Origin of the sequence: Lactobacillus sp. M0393, from assembly GCF_016102025.1 — a bacterium.
GTDB classification, from domain to species: Bacteria; Bacillota; Bacilli; order Lactobacillales; family Lactobacillaceae; genus Lactobacillus; species Lactobacillus melliventris.
On sequence record NZ_JACFPK010000005.1, the window covers coordinates 90,592 to 108,829 of the forward strand.

The 18,238-nt window shown below is 37.9% G+C and carries 34 protein-coding genes; all 34 read left to right on the top strand.

The window, feature by feature from the left end; translation table 11 throughout:
- The first annotated feature begins 446 nt into the window (after positions 1-446).
- Positions 447-755 (top strand): 30S ribosomal protein S10, encoded by a 309-nt coding sequence (gene rpsJ, locus H3R29_RS05175; RefSeq protein WP_034980470.1) that lies wholly within the window; start codon positions 447-449, stop codon positions 753-755.
- A 24-nt stretch (positions 756-779) separates the two neighbouring features.
- Positions 780-1,409 (top strand): 50S ribosomal protein L3, encoded by a 630-nt coding sequence (gene rplC, locus H3R29_RS05180; RefSeq protein ID WP_122026350.1) that lies wholly within the window; start codon positions 780-782, stop codon positions 1,407-1,409.
- A 14-nt stretch (positions 1,410-1,423) separates the two neighbouring features.
- Positions 1,424-2,056, top strand: coding sequence for a 50S ribosomal protein L4 (rplD, locus tag H3R29_RS05185; protein ID WP_198202716.1), 633 nt, complete (start codon positions 1,424-1,426; stop codon positions 2,054-2,056).
- Positions 2,053-2,364 carry a 50S ribosomal protein L23 gene (gene rplW, locus H3R29_RS05190; protein WP_046325355.1) on the top strand — a complete coding sequence of 104 codons (312 nt, stop codon included), beginning with the start codon at positions 2,053-2,055 and terminating at the stop codon, positions 2,362-2,364. Before rplD ends, rplW begins: the two co-directional genes overlap by 4 nt.
- Before the next feature lie 15 nt (positions 2,365-2,379).
- Complete coding sequence (gene rplB / locus H3R29_RS05195) at positions 2,380-3,216, top strand: 50S ribosomal protein L2 (protein ID WP_034980459.1); 837 nt, start codon at positions 2,380-2,382, stop codon at positions 3,214-3,216.
- A gap of 18 nt (positions 3,217-3,234) precedes the next feature.
- On the top strand, positions 3,235-3,516 hold the full coding sequence (gene rpsS, locus H3R29_RS05200) for a 30S ribosomal protein S19 (RefSeq protein WP_038523755.1): 282 nt from the start codon (positions 3,235-3,237) through the stop codon (positions 3,514-3,516).
- Positions 3,517-3,535: 19 nt separating this feature from the next.
- The gene (rplV, locus tag H3R29_RS05205; RefSeq protein ID WP_034980453.1) at positions 3,536-3,889 is read left to right on the top strand and encodes a 50S ribosomal protein L22; all 354 of its coding nucleotides are present in this window, start codon (positions 3,536-3,538) and stop codon (positions 3,887-3,889) included.
- A 13-nt stretch (positions 3,890-3,902) separates the two neighbouring features.
- Positions 3,903-4,574, top strand: coding sequence for a 30S ribosomal protein S3 (gene rpsC, locus H3R29_RS05210; protein WP_198202715.1), 672 nt, complete (start codon positions 3,903-3,905; stop codon positions 4,572-4,574).
- Positions 4,574-5,014: a 50S ribosomal protein L16 gene (gene rplP / locus H3R29_RS05215; protein ID WP_046325353.1), complete on the top strand. Its 441-nt coding sequence runs from the start codon at positions 4,574-4,576 to the stop codon at positions 5,012-5,014. Before rpsC ends, rplP begins: the two co-directional genes overlap by 1 nt.
- Positions 5,004-5,201 carry a 50S ribosomal protein L29 gene (gene rpmC, locus H3R29_RS05220; RefSeq protein WP_046325352.1) on the top strand — a complete coding sequence of 66 codons (198 nt, stop codon included), beginning with the start codon at positions 5,004-5,006 and terminating at the stop codon, positions 5,199-5,201. Before rplP ends, rpmC begins: the two co-directional genes overlap by 11 nt.
- Positions 5,202-5,219: 18 nt before the next feature.
- A complete protein-coding gene (gene rpsQ, locus H3R29_RS05225) occupies positions 5,220-5,486 on the top strand; it encodes a 30S ribosomal protein S17 (RefSeq protein WP_034980439.1) in 267 nt (88 codons plus the stop codon).
- A 32-nt stretch (positions 5,487-5,518) separates the two neighbouring features.
- On the top strand, positions 5,519-5,887 hold the full coding sequence (gene rplN / locus H3R29_RS05230) for a 50S ribosomal protein L14 (RefSeq protein WP_034980437.1): 369 nt from the start codon (positions 5,519-5,521) through the stop codon (positions 5,885-5,887).
- Positions 5,888-5,903: 16 nt separating this feature from the next.
- Complete coding sequence (rplX, locus tag H3R29_RS05235) at positions 5,904-6,167, top strand: 50S ribosomal protein L24 (RefSeq protein WP_046325351.1); 264 nt, start codon at positions 5,904-5,906, stop codon at positions 6,165-6,167.
- 14 nt (positions 6,168-6,181) lie between these two features.
- Positions 6,182-6,724 (top strand): 50S ribosomal protein L5, encoded by a 543-nt coding sequence (rplE, locus tag H3R29_RS05240; RefSeq protein WP_046325350.1) that lies wholly within the window; start codon positions 6,182-6,184, stop codon positions 6,722-6,724.
- A gap of 12 nt (positions 6,725-6,736) precedes the next feature.
- Complete coding sequence (locus H3R29_RS05245) at positions 6,737-6,922, top strand: type Z 30S ribosomal protein S14 (protein ID WP_034980430.1); 186 nt, start codon at positions 6,737-6,739, stop codon at positions 6,920-6,922.
- Between the two features lie 22 nt (positions 6,923-6,944).
- Positions 6,945-7,343 (top strand): 30S ribosomal protein S8, encoded by a 399-nt coding sequence (gene rpsH, locus H3R29_RS05250; protein ID WP_046325349.1) that lies wholly within the window; start codon positions 6,945-6,947, stop codon positions 7,341-7,343.
- Between the two features lie 24 nt (positions 7,344-7,367).
- Complete coding sequence (gene rplF / locus H3R29_RS05255) at positions 7,368-7,898, top strand: 50S ribosomal protein L6 (RefSeq protein ID WP_034980425.1); 531 nt, start codon at positions 7,368-7,370, stop codon at positions 7,896-7,898.
- Between the two features lie 23 nt (positions 7,899-7,921).
- On the top strand, positions 7,922-8,281 hold the full coding sequence (rplR, locus tag H3R29_RS05260; RefSeq protein ID WP_046325348.1) for a 50S ribosomal protein L18: 360 nt from the start codon (positions 7,922-7,924) through the stop codon (positions 8,279-8,281).
- Between the two features lie 16 nt (positions 8,282-8,297).
- Positions 8,298-8,804, top strand: a complete 507-nt coding sequence (rpsE, locus tag H3R29_RS05265) for a 30S ribosomal protein S5 (protein WP_046325347.1) — start codon at positions 8,298-8,300, stop codon at positions 8,802-8,804.
- A gap of 13 nt (positions 8,805-8,817) precedes the next feature.
- On the top strand, positions 8,818-9,003 hold the full coding sequence (rpmD, locus tag H3R29_RS05270) for a 50S ribosomal protein L30 (protein WP_198202714.1): 186 nt from the start codon (positions 8,818-8,820) through the stop codon (positions 9,001-9,003).
- A 23-nt stretch (positions 9,004-9,026) separates the two neighbouring features.
- Positions 9,027-9,467 carry a 50S ribosomal protein L15 gene (gene rplO, locus H3R29_RS05275; RefSeq protein ID WP_046325345.1) on the top strand — a complete coding sequence of 147 codons (441 nt, stop codon included), beginning with the start codon at positions 9,027-9,029 and terminating at the stop codon, positions 9,465-9,467.
- Positions 9,467-10,762: a preprotein translocase subunit SecY gene (secY, locus tag H3R29_RS05280; RefSeq protein ID WP_174795012.1), complete on the top strand. Its 1,296-nt coding sequence runs from the start codon at positions 9,467-9,469 to the stop codon at positions 10,760-10,762. The genes rplO and secY overlap by 1 nt, the downstream gene beginning before the upstream one ends.
- Positions 10,763-10,772: 10 nt before the next feature.
- Positions 10,773-11,429 carry an adenylate kinase gene (locus H3R29_RS05285; protein ID WP_046325343.1) on the top strand — a complete coding sequence of 219 codons (657 nt, stop codon included), beginning with the start codon at positions 10,773-10,775 and terminating at the stop codon, positions 11,427-11,429.
- Positions 11,430-11,494: 65 nt separating this feature from the next.
- On the top strand, positions 11,495-11,716 hold the full coding sequence (infA, locus tag H3R29_RS05290) for a translation initiation factor IF-1 (RefSeq protein ID WP_034980408.1): 222 nt from the start codon (positions 11,495-11,497) through the stop codon (positions 11,714-11,716).
- A 14-nt stretch (positions 11,717-11,730) separates the two neighbouring features.
- Positions 11,731-11,847, top strand: coding sequence for a 50S ribosomal protein L36 (rpmJ, locus tag H3R29_RS05295; protein ID WP_006729432.1), 117 nt, complete (start codon positions 11,731-11,733; stop codon positions 11,845-11,847).
- Positions 11,848-11,867: 20 nt separating this feature from the next.
- Positions 11,868-12,218 (top strand): 30S ribosomal protein S13, encoded by a 351-nt coding sequence (gene rpsM, locus H3R29_RS05300; RefSeq protein WP_034980405.1) that lies wholly within the window; start codon positions 11,868-11,870, stop codon positions 12,216-12,218.
- A 21-nt stretch (positions 12,219-12,239) separates the two neighbouring features.
- Positions 12,240-12,623: a 30S ribosomal protein S11 gene (gene rpsK, locus H3R29_RS05305; RefSeq protein WP_034980403.1), complete on the top strand. Its 384-nt coding sequence runs from the start codon at positions 12,240-12,242 to the stop codon at positions 12,621-12,623.
- Between the two features lie 45 nt (positions 12,624-12,668).
- A complete protein-coding gene (locus H3R29_RS05310) occupies positions 12,669-13,607 on the top strand; it encodes a DNA-directed RNA polymerase subunit alpha (RefSeq protein WP_046325342.1) in 939 nt (312 codons plus the stop codon).
- 26 nt (positions 13,608-13,633) lie between these two features.
- Complete coding sequence (rplQ, locus tag H3R29_RS05315; protein ID WP_046325341.1) at positions 13,634-14,017, top strand: 50S ribosomal protein L17; 384 nt, start codon at positions 13,634-13,636, stop codon at positions 14,015-14,017.
- Between the two features lie 406 nt (positions 14,018-14,423).
- Positions 14,424-15,275: an energy-coupling factor transporter ATPase gene (locus H3R29_RS05320; protein WP_198202713.1), complete on the top strand. Its 852-nt coding sequence runs from the start codon at positions 14,424-14,426 to the stop codon at positions 15,273-15,275.
- Complete coding sequence (locus tag H3R29_RS05325; RefSeq protein ID WP_198202712.1) at positions 15,251-16,096, top strand: energy-coupling factor transporter ATPase; 846 nt, start codon at positions 15,251-15,253, stop codon at positions 16,094-16,096. Before H3R29_RS05320 ends, H3R29_RS05325 begins: the two co-directional genes overlap by 25 nt.
- A gap of 4 nt (positions 16,097-16,100) precedes the next feature.
- On the top strand, positions 16,101-16,898 hold the full coding sequence (locus tag H3R29_RS05330) for an energy-coupling factor transporter transmembrane protein EcfT (protein WP_046325338.1): 798 nt from the start codon (positions 16,101-16,103) through the stop codon (positions 16,896-16,898).
- The gene (truA, locus tag H3R29_RS05335) at positions 16,898-17,683 is read left to right on the top strand and encodes a tRNA pseudouridine(38-40) synthase TruA (protein WP_198202711.1); all 786 of its coding nucleotides are present in this window, start codon (positions 16,898-16,900) and stop codon (positions 17,681-17,683) included. The genes H3R29_RS05330 and truA overlap by 1 nt, the downstream gene beginning before the upstream one ends.
- 106 nt (positions 17,684-17,789) lie before the next feature.
- On the top strand, positions 17,790-18,233 hold the full coding sequence (gene rplM, locus H3R29_RS05340; protein WP_045928442.1) for a 50S ribosomal protein L13: 444 nt from the start codon (positions 17,790-17,792) through the stop codon (positions 18,231-18,233).
- Positions 18,234-18,238: the final 5 nt, after the last annotated feature.

The following is an 18,238-nucleotide window of genomic DNA, read 5'->3' on the forward strand; positions in this document are numbered from 1 at the left end:
AAAATTGATATAAGAGCTATTGGTAGATCCAGTAGCTCTTTTTTATGCGCAATGTAATTTTAATAATAAACTCTGTCTTTATAAACTAGATTTTGTCATGTCAACCTAACCTAGTTATTTTCACCAAATTGAGCAAAAACATTGCTATAAAATATTTCCTGTTGTATTTTAGTTGCTGCTAAAAAATATTACTTTATAAAAGTTAAAATTTTATAATTGCTGATATAAAGTCAAGAAAAATATCCTTTAAGCCTTGATATTCAAGCTTAAAACAGGTATACTATCTTTTGTGTGTCTAGGGCTTTTTCTGCCCTAAAAGCACATTTTGTTGTAAAGCGTTGATACAAAAGGTTGCGGCACACCAGGCTGCATTGCCACAGAGGTAGTGCCGGGAATTTTTGTGGAAGCTAGTCATCTTTTAAAGAAGACGTTGAGGAGGTAATTTAATGGCAAGTCAATCAATTCGTATCAGACTTAAGTCATACGAACATGGTATTCTCGATGAATCAGCTGCTAAAATTGTAGCTACTGCTAAGAGAACTGGAGCTGAAATTTCAGGTCCTGTTCCACTGCCAACAGAAAGGGTATTGTTTACTGTTTTACGTTCACCACATATGAACAAAGATTCACGTGAACAATTTGAAATTCGTACGCATAAGCGTTTAATCGATATTTTAAATCCAACACCTAAGACTGTTGACTCTTTAATGAAGCTTGATTTACCAAGCGGTGTTGACATCGAAATTAAACTTTAATTTTTAAAAGAAAGAGGTGTAATCATGACCAAAGGAATCTTAGGAAGAAAAGTTGGTATGACCCAAATCTTCACTAAAGATGGTATCCTTGTGCCTGTAACTGTTGTTGAAGCTACTCCTAACGTTGTTATGCAAGTTAAGACAGTTGAATCTGACGGCTACGAAGCAATTCAATTAGGATACCAAGACAAGCGTGAAGTTTTGAGCAACAAACCAGAAAAAGGTCATGCTGCAAAAGCAAAGACTTCGCCTAAGCGCTTCATACGTGAAATCCGCGGAGTTGAGCTTAAGGACTACGAAGTCGGCTCAGAAGTTACTGTGGACACATTTAAGGAAGGCGACGTAGTTGACGTCACTGGTACTACAAGAGGTCATGGATACCAAGGTAACATTAAACGTTGGGGCCAATCACGTGGACCAGAAACTCACGGTTCAAGATATCACAGAATTCCTGGTTCAATGGGTTCCATCATCAACCGTGTTCCTAAGGGCAAACGCCTGCCAGGACACATGGGAATGAAGAAAGTTACCATTGAAAACTTAGTAATTGAAAAAGTTGTAGCAGATAAGAATGTATTGTTAATCAAGGGTAATGTACCTGGTGCTAAGAATTCATTGCTTACTGTTAGATCTGCTGTAAAGAATAATAAATAGGAAGGAGGACTAGAATGGCTAATTTAAAAGTTATCGATCAAAAAGGCAAAGATGCTGGTGAAGTTACTTTAAATGATGATGTATTTGGTATTAAGCCAAATGAAAGCGTAGTTTTTGACGCAATTATCAGACAGAGAGCTGGCAGACGTCAAGGTACCTCAAAGGTCAAAAATAGATCCGCTGTTCGCGGCGGTGGTAAGAAGCCATGGAAACAAAAGGGTACTGGACGTGCTCGTCAAGGCTCTATCCGTTCCCCACAATGGCGTGGCGGTGGTGTAGTTTTCGGACCAACTCCACGTTCTTATGCATATTCAATGCCAAGAAAGCAACGGCGCTTGGCTATCAAGTCTGTTCTTTCCCAGAAATTGATTGATGAAGATTTAGTAGTTTTAGATCAACTGACAATGTCAGCTCCTAAGACCAAAGAATTCAAGTCAATCTTGGACGGCTTAAAAGTTGAAGGCAAAGTTTTAGTTGTTTCTGATGATAAGAATGTTCAATATTCAGCTAGAAACTTGCCAAACGTTAAGGTAATCACTGCTAATGGCTTGAATGTTGAAGATGTTGTTAATTATGACAAATTAGTTTTGACTAAAGAAGCTATTGAAAAGATTGAAAAGAATGTTGAGGGGGCTTCAACGAAATGAGTGCACATGATATCATTTTAAGACCTGTCATTACTGAAAAGTCAACGAACTTAATGGATGATAAGAAGTACACTTTCAACGTGCTTTTAACTGCAACCAAGACTCAAGTTCGTGATGCTGTTGAAGAAATTTTTGATGTTAAGGTTAAAAAAGTTAATATCATGAATGTTCGTGGTAAGGATAAGCGTGTTGGCCGTTATTCAGGCAAAACCGCTCGTACCCGTAAGGCAATAGTTACCTTAACTGAAGATTCAAACGATATCAAAATTTTCAAAGACGATAGCAACAATAAAGAAGAAAATAAGTAATAGGAGGTCAGTCAATTGGCTATTAAAATTTATAAGCCAACCACAAATGGTCGCCGTAATATGACTACTTCTGACTTTGCTGAAATTACTAAGAGCAAACCAGAACGTACCCTACTTGAGTCACAATCACATACTGCAGGTCGTAACTCTTATGGTCATATTACAAGTAGACACCGTGGCGGTGGACATAAGCAAAAATACCGTATCATCGATTTTAAGCGTAATAAAGACAATGCTAAAGCTGTAGTTAAGGCTATCGAATACGATCCAAACAGAACTGCTAATATTGCACTTCTTCACTACACTGACGGTATTAAAGCTTATATCCTGGCACCAAAAGGTTTAACAGTCGGCGATGTGGTTGAATCTGGTGCTAACGCAGATATTAAACCAGGAAATGCTTTGCCTTTAAAGAACATTCCAACTGGTACTTCAATTCATAATATTGAATTAAGACCTGGCAAAGGTGGTCAGCTTGTTAGAAGTGCTGGAGCCAGCGCTCAAGTTTTGGGCAATGATGGTAAGTACACATTAGTTAAATTACAAAGTGGTGAGGTTCGCAAGATTTTATCAGTTTGTCGTGCAACTATCGGTGTCGTAGGTAATGAACAACATTCATTAATCCAATTAGGTAAAGCTGGACGTAGTCGCTGGTTGGGTAGACGCCCACAGTCTCGTGGTTCCGTAATGAACCCTAACGATCACCCACATGGTGGTGGTGAAGGTAAGGCTCCTGTAGGTCGTCCACAACCGATGACTCCATGGGGCAAGAAAGCTCGTGGTATTAAGACTAGAAATAGTAAGAGAGCCAGCGAGAAATTGATTGTTCGTCACCGTAAGGGTAGCAAATAATAGAAGGAGGGTAATTTAATGAGCCGTAGTATTAAAAAAGGGCCTTTTGCTGATGCATCTTTATTAAAGAAAGTTGATGCACAAGCAGACACAGATAAAAAACAGGTTATTAAAACTTGGTCACGTCGTTCAACTATTTTTCCTTCTTTTGTTGGTTTGACTATAGCTGTTTACGATGGTAGAAAGCATGTTCCAGTATACATTACTGAGGACATGGTTGGTCATAAGTTAGGTGAATTTGTTCCAACGAGAACTTTCCGCGGACACAAGACATCTGACGACAAGGCTACTTCAAAATAGAGAAAGGAGAAACACTTAAATGGCAGAACAAGTTAGTTCAGCTAGGGCAGAGGCAAGAACAGTTCGTATTGCTCCAAGAAAAGCACGTTTAGTCGTTGATTTGATTCGTGGCAAAGACGTAGCTGAAGCATTGGCAATCTTGCAATTTACGCCTAGAGCTGCTTCCCCAATCGTTGAAAAAGTTTTACGCTCAGCAATTGCAAATGCAGAACACAATTACGATCTTGAAAGTGCTAATCTTTATGTGTCTGAAGCATACGTAAACGAGGGAGCTACTTTAAAGAGATTTAGACCACGTGCCAAGGGTATGGCTTCTCCGATTAACAAGAGAACTAGTCATGTAGTTGTAGTAGTGTCAGAAAAGAACGATTAAGGGAGGTATATTAATGGGTCAGAAAATTAACCCAAATGGTTTTCGTCTCGGCGTGATACGTGACTGGGAATCTAAATGGTATGCTGACAGAGGATACAAAGAAACCTTAAATGAAGACCTGCGCATCAGAAAATTCATTGATAAGAAATTAAAGAATGCCTCTGTTTCTACTGTTGAAATTGAACGTGCAGCCAATAGAATCAACGTATCAATCAATACTTCTAAACCAGGTATGGTGATTGGTAAAGGTGGTTCTGAAGTTGAAGCATTGAGAAGAGAATTAAATGCTTTGACTAAAAAGCAGGTTCACGTTAATATTATTGAAATTAAGAAGCCAGATCTTGATGCTAAATTGGTAGCTGAAAGTATTGCTAGTCAACTTGAAGCTCGTATTGCTTTTAGACGTGCTACGCGTCAAGCAACTCAAAGAACAATGCGTGCCGGTGCTAAAGGAATCAGAGTACAAACTTCTGGTCGTTTAAATGGTGCTGACATGGCAAGAAGAGAATGGCATACAGAAGGCCGTGTTCCATTACAAACTTTAAGAGCTGATATTGATTATGCTTGGGTAAATGCTTACACCACCTATGGTGAAATTGGCGTTCAAGTATGGATTAACCGGGGTGAAATCTTACCTTCTAAAAGTAAGAAGCCCGAAAAAGCTGCGAAGGGAGGAAACAAATAATGCCTCTAGTACCAAAAAGGGTAAAACACCGTCGTGAGTTTCGTGGTAAAATGCGTGGTGCCGCTAAGGGTGGTAAAACTATCGCTTTTGGTGAATATGGATTAGAAGCCCTTGAATCCCACTGGATTACTACTCAACAAATCGAAGCTGCTCGTGTTGCGATGACTCGTTATATGAAGCGTGGCGGTAAAGTTTGGATTAGAATTTTCCCTCAAAAGTCTTACACTGCTAAAGGTGTTGGTGTACGTATGGGTTCTGGTAAAGGTGCACCAGCAGGCTGGGTAGCTGTAGTCAAGAGAGAAAAGATCATGTTTGAAATTGGTGGCGTTAACGAAGCAACTGCTCGTGAAGCTTTGAGACTTGCTGCAACTAAGCTTCCAATTAAATGTAAGTTCGTGTCTAGAAGTTCGGAAGTAGGTGGCAATTCTAATGAAGGCTAAGGAAATCAGAGCATTAACCACTGATCAAATGTTAGACAAAGAAAAACAATACAAAGAAGAACTCTTTAATTTGCGTTTTCAACAAGCAACGGGTCAATTAGAAAATACCGCTCGCCTAAGCAAAGTCCGTAAAAATATTGCTAGAATTAAAACAATTCTTAGTGAAAAAGCATTGGAAAAAGATTAGTGGAAGGGAGTTATTAACTTGAGCGAATCAATCGAAAGAAATCATCGTCACGTATATCAAGGCCAAGTAATTTCTGATAAGAATGACAAAACTATCACTGTAGTTGTTGATACTTATAAGAATCACCCTGTTTACAAGAAGCGTATCAGATATTCAAAGAAATACTACGCACAAGATGATAAAAATGAAGCTAAAGTTGGCGATACTGTTCGTATCATGGAAACTCGTCCATTATCTCGTACAAAGCGCTTTCGTTTAGTTAAAATTGTTAAAAAATCTGTTTAATTTTGCGGATTTAGTGAGGGGAGGATTATATAGTGATTCAAAATGAATCCCGTTTGAAGGTTGCTGATAACTCAGGTGCCAGAGAACTTTTAGTTATTAGAGTCTTAGGTGGATCAAGACGTAAGACTGGTAACATTGGTGATATTGTGGTAGCAACTGTTAAACAAGCAACACCAGGTGGCGTTGTCAAAAAAGGTGACGTTGTCAAGGCCGTCATTGTTAGAACAAAATCAGGCGCCCGTCGTGAAGATGGTTCATACATCAAATTTGATGAAAATGCTGGAGTAGTTATCAATGCAGATAAGAGCCCACGCGGTACTCGTATCTTTGGGCCTGTTGCACGTGAGCTGCGTGAGCACGACTTTATGAAAATCGTCTCTCTTGCTCCTGAAGTCTTATAATAAGTGAGGTGCACTGATGTTTGTTAAAACTGGTGACAAAGTAAAAGTTATTGCCGGAAAAGACAAAGGTAAAGAAGGCATTGTTTTATCTGTTAATGTTAAAAAGAACCGTGTGGTTGTTAAAGGCGTTAATAAGATTAAAAAACACCAAAAGCCTTCACAGACTAATGCTAATGGTGGTGTAGTTGAATCAGAAGGTTCAATTCACGCATCAAACGTTAAAGTCATTGCAAAGTCTGAAGGCAAAGCAAATGATAATAAAGAAGAAACTAAGAAGTAGAAGGGAGGACACAAATGGCAAATTATTTAGCTCAAGAATATAAAGAAAAAATTGTTCCTGCATTGCAAGAAAAGTTTGATTACAGCTCAGTTATGCAAGTACCAAAGATTGAGAAAATCGTTTTGAACATGGGTGTTGGTGATGCTGTTTCCAACGCTAAAAACTTAGACGAAGCTGTTGAAGAATTAACTTTAATTTCAGGTCAAAAGCCTTTGGTAACAAAAGCCAAAAAGTCAATCGCTAACTTCCGCTTGCGTGAAGGTATGTCTATCGGTGCTAAGGTTACACTTAGAGGAGATAGAATGTATGACTTCTTGTATAAGTTAATCAGTGTTTCACTTCCTCGTGTTCGCGACTTCCGCGGTGTTTCAAGCCGTTCATTTGATGGTCGTGGTAACTACACTTTAGGTATTAAGGAACAATTAATTTTCCCAGAAATTGACTTTGATAAAGTTAATAGAACCAGGGGTTTGGATGTTGTTATCGTTACTACTGCCAATACAGATGAGGAAGCTAGAGAACTTCTAAGTCAATTTGGTATGCCGTTTGCAAAATAATGGAGGACATTAATGGCTAAGACATCACAAAAAATTAGAAATCATCGTCCTGCTAAATTTTCTTCACGTGAATACACTCGTTGCGAGAGATGTGGTCGCCCACGTTCTGTTTATCGTAAGTTTGGCTTATGCCGTATTTGCTTGAAAGATTTAGCTCACAAAGGTCAAATTCCAGGCCTTAAAAAGGCTAGTTGGTAATACGGATAGGAGGATAGCATAAATGGTCATGACAGATCCGATCGCAGATTACTTGACTAGAATTAGAAATGCCAATATGGCAAAGCACAATTCAGTTGAAGTTCCTGCATCAAATATTAAAAAATCTATTTCAGAAATTTTGAAACGCGAAGGCTTCATCCGTGATTACGAAGTTACCGATGACAACAAGCAAGGTATGATTAAGATTTTCCTGAAATATGGTCCTGACGGAGAACGTGTCATTTCAGGCTTAAAGCGAATTTCTAAGCCAGGTCTTAGAACTTACGTAAGCGCTGAAAATTTACCTAAGGTACTTAATGGCTTAGGTATTGCCATCGTTTCTACTTCTGCTGGTGTAATTACCGACAAGGAAGCAAGACAAAAAGATGTTGGTGGCGAAGTTATCGCCTATGTATGGTAATTCTGACAGAAAGGAGAACAATCAATGAGCCGTATCGGTTTAAAAACAATTGAAGTCCCAGATAGTGTCACTGTTACCAAGAAGGGTGACAATATCACTGTTAAAGGACCTAAAGGTGAATTAACCAGATATTTCGATCCAAAAATCACTTTTAAACAAGAAGATGGTAAAATTAACTTCTCACGTTCTAGTGAAAGCGACAAAGCTCTTCATGGTACTGAGAGAGCTAATTTAGCCTCTATGGTTGAAGGTGTGGTTGATGGATATAAGAAAACTTTAAAGTTAATCGGTGTTGGTTACCGTGCAACAGCACAAGGTAATAAACTCACTTTAAATGTTGGTTACTCACACCCAGTTGTAATGACTGCACCAGAAGGTGTTTCAGTGAAAGCTACTTCAGCTACAGACATTGAAGTAGAAGGAATTTCTAAGCAAAATGTTGGACAATTTGCTGCTGAAATTCGCGATGTACGTCCACCAGAGCCCTACAAAGGTAAAGGTATTCGTTATACTGACGAATATGTACGTCGTAAGGAAGGTAAGACAGGTAAATAGAAAATAATTTTTGAGGTGAAATTGTGATTTCAAAACCAGATAAGAACAAATTGCGCTTAAAGCGTCACAAACGTATTCGTAGCAAAATTTCTGGTACTGCTGAGCGCCCACGCTTAAGCGTTTTCCGTTCAAACAAAAACATCTACGCTCAATTAATTGATGACGTAGCGGGTGTAACGCTAGCAAGTGCCTCAACTTTAGATGATGCTGTAGCTAAGGATCAGACTAAAGTAGAACAAGCTCAAGCTGTTGGCAAGAATATTGCTGAAGCAGCGAAAGCTAAAAACATTACTAGTGTAGTGTTTGACAGAAGTGGTTATTTATACCACGGCCGTATTTCAGCTTTGGCAGATGCCGCTCGTGAAAACGGATTAGAGTTCTAGGAAAGGAGATAAATACATGGCAAACCGCAACGATTCTCGCAATAATCGCAGAAATAAGGACGACATCGAAGATCAGTTAGTAGCAATTAATCGTGTCACCAAGGTTGTCAAGGGTGGTCAACGAATGAGATTTGCTGCCTTGGTAATCGTTGGCGACAAAAAAGGTCGTGTAGGCTTTGGTACTGGTAAAGCTCAAGAAGTTCCAGAAGCAATCCGTAAGGCCGTTGAAGCTGGTAAAAAGAACATGATCAAAGTTCCTAAGGTTGGCACTACTATTCCTCATGAAGTAATTGGTCATTATGGCTCAGGTAATATTATGATTAAACCTGCTCCAGCTGGTTCTGGTGTTGCTGCTGGTGGTGCCGTTCGTATCGTTATGGATATGGCTGGTATTGCTGATGTTACTTCCAAGTCACTTGGTTCTAATACTCCAATTAATGTTGTTCGTGCAACAATAGATGGTTTGAAGAAACTTAGAACAAGTGAAGACGTTGAAAAGCTTCGTCACGCTGAATTAGATTAGGGAGACAGAATAAATGACTGAATTAAAAGTTACTTTAATTAGAAGTGCTGTACACCGTCTGCCTAACCAAAGAAAAGTTGTGAAAGCTCTTGGTTTAGGTAGAATTAACAGTACAACTACTTTACCAGACAATGCTGCAACTCGTGGTGCATTGATGAAAATTGCCCACTTGATTTCAGTTGAAGAGATTAATAATTAGTTAATTGAGGAGGTGCCAAATTAATGAAGCTTCATGAATTACATGCTGCTGAAGGTTCACGCAATACTAGAAAACGTGTTGGTCGTGGTACTTCAAGTGGTTTTGGAAAAACTTCTGGCCGTGGCCAAAAGGGACAATTGTCTCGCCAAGGCGGTCATACCCGTTTAGGCTTTGAAGGTGGTCAAATGCCATTATTCAGAACTATGCCAAAGCGTGGATTTAAGAACGTTAACCGCAAAGAGTATGCAATCATTAACTTAGATGATTTAAACAAGTTTGAAGATGGTAACGAAGTTACAGTTGCTAGTCTTAAAGAAAAAGGTTTGGTAAAGAAAGAATTATCAGGCGTTAAGTTGCTTGCAAAAGGTGAGTTAAAAGTTAAGTTAAACGTAAAGATTAACAAAGTTTCCGCCGCTGCGAAGAAAGCAGTTGAAGATGCAGGCGGATCTGTTGAGGTGATCTAATGTTTTCGACCTTGAAGAACGCCTTTAAGGATAAAGAAATTAGAAATAAAATTTATTTCACACTCTTTATTCTTTTGATTTACCGAATTGGAGCTAATATCACTGTTCCAGGTGTCAACGCAAAAGCGATTACTCAAGTTGCACAAACTGGTTTGGTCCCAATGCTGGATACTGTTTCTGGTGGTGGACTTGATAACTATTCAATATTCTCTTTAGGTGTTTCACCTTACATTACTGCACAAATTGTTATTCAACTTTTACAAATGGACATAGTTCCAACGTTGGTAGAATGGGGTAAACAAGGAGAAGTAGGACGCCGTAAGACTAATAACGTAACCCGTGTGCTTGCATTGTTTGTGGCATTTATCCAAAGTATTGGTATCACGCTTGGTTTCAATGCTTTGACTGAGATGGGGTTAGTCAAGTCACAGACTTGGCAGTCCTACTTTGAGATTGCAATTGTAATGACTGCCGGAACAATGTTGCTAACCTGGTTAGGTGATGAAATCACTGATAAGGGTCTGGGCAATGGAGTTTCTGTTATTATTTTTGCAGGTATTATTGCTAGGCTACCGCGAGGACTGTGGCAGCTATATAAAGAAGACGTTATTAACAACAGTGTGAGTGATCGTTGGCAAGGGATTTTGTTCTTCATCGCGATTATCATTGCAATACTTATCGTAACGCAAGTAGTTACATGGGTAGAACAGGCAGATCGCCGAATTCCAATACAATATACAAGAAGAGCAACTATTAGTGGCTCTGAAAGTTTTTTGCCATTGAAAGTTAATGTTTCTGGTGTTATTCCAGTTATTTTTGCTAGTTCTTTCATCATCACACCGGCAACAATTTTAATGGCTTTCCAAAAGTCTCAAGGCGACCAGCAGTGGTACAAGATAATGACTAATATCTTTAGTATGCAAACTACACCTGGGGTTATAATTTATACTGTTTTAATAATTCTATTCACGTTCTTCTATGCTTTTGTTCAGGTTAACCCTGAGAAGCTGGCAAAGAACTTGCAGAAGCAGGGCGCTTATATCCCAAGTGTTTGGCCGGGTAAAGATACACAAGATTATGTTTCTAAGGTATTGATTAGATTATCAACAGTAGGATCTGTATTTTTAGGACTTGTAGCTTTATTACCACAACTTGCTACTAATTTTTGGGATTTACCAAGTTCAATTGGATTAGGCGGTACCAGTCTTTTAATTGTTATTGGTGTCGTCTTGGAACTATCTCGTCAAATTAACGGATTGTTAATGAAGAGAGAATACGTTGGATTCATCAGATAGGGACGGATAAATGATTAATATATTTCTTTTAGGTTTGCCTGGTGCTGGCAAAGGTACGGTATCAGAACAAATTGTCGATAAATATCATCTAACTCATATTTCAACTGGGGATATGTTTAGAGAAGCAATGGCTAATGAGACTAAAGTTGGTCTTGAAGCTAAAAGTTACATTGATAAAGGTGATTTGGTACCGGACGAAGTTACTGCCAAATTAGTTGAAGAACGTATAGGGCAACCTGATATTAAAGAGGGTTACATCTTAGATGGTTTTCCACGGACTATTGTTCAGGCGGAACTTTTTGAAGATATTGCTAAACGCGTCAATAAACAATTAACAAACGTAATTTCACTTGAAGTTAAAGAAGAAACTTTAGTAAAACGTTTGTCAGCACGCTTTATGTGCAAAAATTGTGGTGCTACTTATAATAAGATTACAAAAATGCCCCAAGTTAAAGGGACTTGTGATCGTTGTGGCAGTCATGACTTTTATCAACGTGAAGATGACAAGCCTGAAGTAGTAAAAAATCGTTTAGAAGTAAATGAAAAGATGAATACACCGCTAAAGGACTTTTACCAGAAAAAAGGTTTGTTAACTGTTGTTGATGGTGAACAAACCCCTGAAGAAGTTTTCAAGAATGTTGATGCGGTTTTAAGTAAAAAGCAATAATTTGTATATTTACTTTTCCGTGTTATAATTTCAAAGTATGACTGTTTAAATGCGGAGGAACGGCTTTGGCAAAAGATGATGTCATAGAAGTAAAAGGTAAGGTTGTTGATACCTTGCCTAATGCTATGTTTAAAGTTGAATTGGAAAATGGAGCAGTGATTTTAGCACATGTTTCCGGTAAGATTAGAATGCATTATATTCGAATTTTACCTGGAGACCGTGTTACAGTTGAACTTTCTCCTTATGATTTAACTAAAGGTAGAATAACTTATCGATTTATAAAGTAATAACGGAGGGAAACATGAAGGTTAGACCATCTGTTAAACCAATGTGTGAACATTGTAAGATAATTAAAAGAAATGGTCGTGTAATGGTTATTTGCTCTGCAAATCCAAAGCACAAGCAACGTCAAGGTTAGAAAAATAGGAGGTGCAATTTATGGCACGTATTGCTGGTGTTGACTTACCAAGAGATAAAAGAATAGTTGTTGCATTAACTTATATTTATGGTATTGGTGAACCAACAGCACAAAAGATTTGTGCGGATGCTGGTGTTTCTGAAGACATACGTTCAAAAGATTTGACTCCAGATGACCAAGAGAAGCTTCGTGCAGAAGTTGATAAATACCGTGTTGAAGGTGACTTACGTAGAGAAGTCAGCATGAACATTAAGCGGTTAATTGATATTGGTTCATATCGTGGTATTCGCCACCGTCGTGGACTTCCAGTTCGTGGTCAAAATACCAAGAATAATGCTCGTACACGTAAGGGTAGTAAAAAGAATAAATAAAAATTTTAAGGAGGTTTATTGATGCCTAAAACAGCACGTAAACGCCGTGTGAAGAAGCACGTTGAAAAAGGCGTTGCTCATATCCATTCTACGTTTAACAATACTTTAGTCATGATTACTGACGTTCAAGGCAATGCAATTGCTTGGTCTTCAGCTGGTGCATTAGGCTTTAAAGGTAGTCGTAAGTCTACACCATTTGCGGCACAAATGGCAGCCGAAGCAGCAGCTAAGAGCGCAATGGATCAAGGCATGAAACATGTTGAAGTTTCTGTTAAAGGTCCGGGTGCTGGCCGTGAATCTGCTATTAGATCGCTACAAGCGACTGGGCTTGAAATCACCGCAATTCGTGATGTTACCCCAGTTCCTCACAATGGTTCTAGACCACCAAAACGTCGTCGTGTTTAATTTTGTTCTTAATGAAGGACATTGCGTTTTGAAAGGGGCCTAGTAATGATTGAATTTGAAAAACCAAATATTACCGTTGTGGACCAAGAAAAGTCGTATGGTAAATTTGTTATTGAACCACTTGAACGAGGCTTTGGTACTACTTTAGGTAACTCATTACGTAGAGTTTTACTGACATCTATCCCAGGTACAGGACTTGTTTACGTTCAAATAGATGATGTCTTACACGAATTCTCAACCGTTCCAGGCGTAAGAGAAGATGTCGCTAAGATAATCCTGAACCTTAAGAAACTTGAATTAAAGTCTTTTTCAGATGAACAAAAAATTATTGAAATTGACGTAGAGGGTCCGGCTACTGTAACCGCCGATGATCTCAAAGCTGACGCTGATATTCAAATCCTGAATCCTGACCAATATATTTGTACTATTGCTGATGGTGGTCATTTGCATATGCAAATCGCTGTCCAAAATGGCCGTGGCTACGTTGCAGCAAGTGACAACAAGAGTGAGGATATGCCAATTGGGGTTATTCCGGTTGATTCTTTGTTTTCACCAATAAAGAAAGTTAATTACCAAGTTGAATCAACTCGTGTTGGTAAAAGAGACGATTTTGATAAGCTCACCTTAGAGATTTGGACAGATGGTTCAATCAAGCCTAACGATGCCCTCAGTTTCGCTGCTAAAATTTTAGTCGCACACTTTAAAGTGTTTGAAACTGCTGATGCAAATACTAAATTCAATGATGTGATGGTTGAAAAAGAGGACGATACGGCAGAAAAGAAGCTTGAAATGACAATTGAAGAGCTTGATCTTTCTGTTCGTTCATACAATTGTCTTAAACGTGCCGGAATTAATACACTGCAAGAACTGACTGATAAGACAGAAGCAGATATGATGCGTGTACGCAATTTAGGACGGAAATCGTTGGAAGAAGTTAAAAACAAGTTAGCTGACTTGGGACTATCACTTCGTCAAGAAGATTAATTTCGAAAAATAAAGGAGGTAAACTGATGGCATACCGTAAATTGGGACGAGACAGTGCACATAGAAAAGCAATGTTAAGAGAAATGACTACTCAATTGATCATGAATGAACGCATTACTACTACTGAAACACGTGCTAAAGAAGTTCGCAAGACTGCCGAAAAGATGATCACTTTAGGTAAGCGTGGAGATTTAGCCGCAAGAAGAAGAGCCGCTGCTTTTATTCGTGATGAAGTTGCAGATATTCATGAAGAAAAAGATGCAGTAGTTGTTAAATCAGCTTTACAGAAGCTTTTTAGCGATGTGGCACCTCGTTACAAAGACAGAAATGGTGGTTACACCAGAATTATGAAGCTTGCTACTGCCCGTAAAGGTGATGCAGCTCCAATGGTTATTTTAGAATTAGTTTAATTCGAATAATCTAAACTTAATAGCTATTAAGAATTATCCGTGAGAGTGAGAATAAGCGTTAAGATGATGACGAAAGTTTAGTCTAGCTTAGATGAAGTAATTTATCCCTCCTCATGGATGATTTTTTTTGCTTTAGATTTTAGTTAATAGACAGTGTTCAAATAAAACTTAATTGACTTTTACCTCATATTCAGTTTTAATACTTTAATTTAGTGAGGCAAAATGAATTACACTGCTGCAAACAAAGTAAAAATCACTTAATTAAAAGCTACTCCTTTTTGATATTGCTAAAATTTATTAAAAAAAAGCCAGATAGTAATGATAAAAATAGAAAGATTGCAAACTTTGTTCAGAAATCATAATATTTTTGGTACAATTGAATCAGACTTTTTAGGATGGTGAGAGTATGACAACTGACAGTATTATCAAAATAAAAAATGTAAGCTTTACGTATCCAGAGTCAGAAACTCCCGCTATAGACAACATTAGTCTTGATATTAAACGGGGTTCATGGACATCAATTATTGGCCATAATGGCAGTGGCAAGTCGACAATTATCCGCCTGATTAATGGTTTACTGGTACCTGATGAAAAAGGAAAACCTGAAATTGAAGTGGACGGCTTAAAACTAAATGATGATACGGTTTGGGAAGTTCGAAACAAAGTTGGAATTGTCTTTCAAAATCCTGACAATCAATTTGTGGGAGCTACAGTGGCTGATGATGTCGCATTTGGCCTAGAGAATCGCGGAGTTTCTCACACTGAAATGGTAAAGATTGTTCCTGAAGCAATTAAAGCGGTGGGGATGAGCGAATATATCAATGCTGAACCAGCAAATCTTTCAGGAGGACAAAAACAAAGAGTAGCAATTGCTGGGATACTGGCTATTAAGCCCAAAATTATTGTGCTGGATGAAGCTACGTCAATGCTTGATCCTGAAGGTAGAGACCAAATATTATCAATAGTGCAAGCGATGAAGAATAAATATGACTTGACAGTAATCTCAATTACGCATGATATTGATGAAGCTAATATGGCTGACCAGGTTTTGGTAATGAATGATGGTAAATTAATTACTAAGGGCAGTACTAAAGATGTCTTTAGTCAAGTTGATCTGTTAAAAAATTTGGGCTTGGATGTACCATTTTATGAGCAAGTTAAAGCAAAGTTACTGGCTGACTCTGTTAAAATTCCAGCTAGTATAGATTCAGAAAAAGAGTTGATCAATTACTTATGTCAATTAAATTCGAACATGTAAGTTACATTTATTCTCCAGAAACACCACTTGAAAAAAAAGGTTTAGACAATGTTTCTTTTAAGCTGCAAGATGGTTCTTTTAATGCAATAATTGGTCATACTGGTAGTGGTAAATCGACACTTATGCAACATTTTAATGCTCTAATTAGACCTACATCTGGGAAAATAGAAATAGCTGGCACAACTATCACACCAGAAACTACCAATAAAAATTTAAAAGAATTGAGAAGACATGTTAGTCTGGTTTTTCAATTTCCAGAAGCACAGCTATTTGAAAATACAGTAATAGATGATATTGCTTTTGGACCTAAAAACTTTGGTTATGATAATGAAAAAGCCCTTGCAAGTGCCAGGTTTTGGCTAAAAAAAGTTGGTTTACCTGAAGAGATTGGTAAACGATCACCTTTTGAGTTATCTGGCGGACAAATGAGAAGGGTAGCGATAGCTGGTGTTATGGCTTATGAGCCAGATATTCTCTGTTTAGATGAACCAGCCGCTGGTCTTGATCCTGAAGCACGTAAACAAATGATGGCTCTTTTTTCTGAGTATCAAAAAGAAGGACATACTGTAATATTAGTTACTCATAATATGGATGATGTAGCTAATTATGCTGAAAATGTTTTAGTCATGGAGCACGGTAAAATGATTAAACAAGCTGCACCAAGAGACATTTTTAAAGATCGTAATTGGTTACAAGAGCATCATTTAGAAGAGCCTAAGCCATCCTTGTTTGCAACTAAATTGCAAAACTATCAGTTTGCAAAATTACCATTAACTATAGCTGACTTGGTAAAAGATATAGAAACCAATTTAAAGGAGTGAGAATGTGAGTAAAATCTTAATTGGCCGGTATGTAGCTGGTGATTCGATAATTTATCGTATGGATCCAAGAGGAAAATTACTAGCAACTATTATTTTTATTTTATTCGTATTTTTAGCCAATAATCCAGTTTCTTATCTAATTGTAACCATTTTTAGTATAGCTGCTGTAGCTGCCACTAAGCTAAAACCAAAAGTCTTTTGGGATGGAGTTAAACCCCTAATTTGGTTAATTTTGTTCACATCCTTTTTGCAGTTGTTTTTCTCAGTTGGTGGAACCGTCTATTGGCAGTGGACAATTTTTGCATTGTCTAGTTATGGTATCACTAATGCTATTTATATTTTTATCCGCTTTACAGTGATCATCTTAATTTCTACAGTAATGACTGTTACTACTAAACCACTTGAAATTGCTGATGCTATTGAATGGCTATTAAAACCGTTGAAAATAGTTCATGTTCCAGTCGATAAAATTGCTCTAATAATGTCAATAGCTTTACGATTTGTACCAACTTTATTTGATGAAACTTTAAAAATTATGAATGCCCAACGTTCACGAGGCGCAGATTTTAATAATGGCGGACTTGTTACCAGGGCAAAGGCGATTACTCCTCTCCTGGTTCCGCTATTTATTAATTCGTTAGAAACAGCAATCGATTTATCAACTGCGATGGAATCGCGTGGTTATCGGGGAGATCAAGGCAGGACAAAATTCAGAATCTTAAAATGGTCCAATGTTGATCTTATTAACTTGTGTTATTTCATTTTACTATTAGGGCTTTTATTAATATTTAGGACACATTAATGACAACAAGATATAAAATGACGGTTGCTTATGACGGACACCTTTTCCATGGCTTCCAGTATCAACCACATCAAAGAACTGTGCAAGGAACGATTGAAACTGCCTTATCTAAAATGACTAAGGGCAAAAATGTGGTTGTTGAGGGTTCAGGTCGTACTGATGCAGGAGTTCATGCATTGGGGCAGGTAATTCATTTTGACTATCCTGATAAACAAATTCCACCAGAAAGAATGATTTGTGCGTTAAATTCGCTCATGCCGCTCGACATTGTTTTTAAAAAATGTGACATCGTAGATGAAAATTTTCATGTGCGATATAGCGCTAAAGGTAAGTGGTATCGCTATCGCGTTAGTTTAGACAGATTTGTCGACCCCTTTAAGCGTCTATATACGGGACATTATCCTTATCCAGTTGATGTGGAAAAAATGAAAAAGGCTTCTCTTGATTTACTGGGAACACATGATTTTACCAGCTTTGCAGCTAGTGGTGGCCAAATTAAGAACAAGGTTCGTACCATGTTTTATGTAAATATCCAAAAAGATAAGCAGAATAATGAAATTGTCTTTGATTTTATCTGCTCTGGTTTTCTTTACAATATGGTCCGTATTTTAGTAGCAATGTTATTAGAAATTGGTAGGGGTAAGCGCCCTGTTAATGATATTCCCCGGGTAATAATGGCAAAGGATCGGGAGCAGGTAAGAGAAACTGCTCAAGCCAGTGGATTATTCTTATACCATGTTTTTTATGATGATATACCTAAAAAATATAGGCTCGACAGGGAATAATATTGACTTTTTAGTTGAAAAGAATTATTATATTTAAGTATGTTTGTCCACGATAGGCCCCGGAATCTTATTGTTTTCAAACAACGTATAAACGGAGGAAATTAAATTGCGTACTACACAGTTAGCAAAACCTAATGAAATTGAACGTAAGTGGTATGTTATTGACGCAACAGATGTATCTTTAGGTCGTCTGTCAACAGCAGTAGCAACTATTTTAAGAGGTAAGAATAAGCCTCAATATACACCAAACGTTGACACTGGTGATAACGTCATTATAATTAATGCCGCTAAACTAAAGTTAACAGGTAAGAAAGCTACTGACAAGATTTACTACCATCACTCTGATTACCGTGGTGGCATAAAGGCCACTCCAGCTGGAGACTTGCTGGCTAATAATCCAGTTAGATTAGTTGAATTGTCAGTTAAGGGTATGCTTCCTAAAAACACTCTTGGTCACCAAGAATTTATGAAGATGCATGTTTATGCTGGTGCTGATCACAAGCACGAAGCACAAAAGCCTGAAGAATTAGACATTAACAAATTAATCTAGGAGGT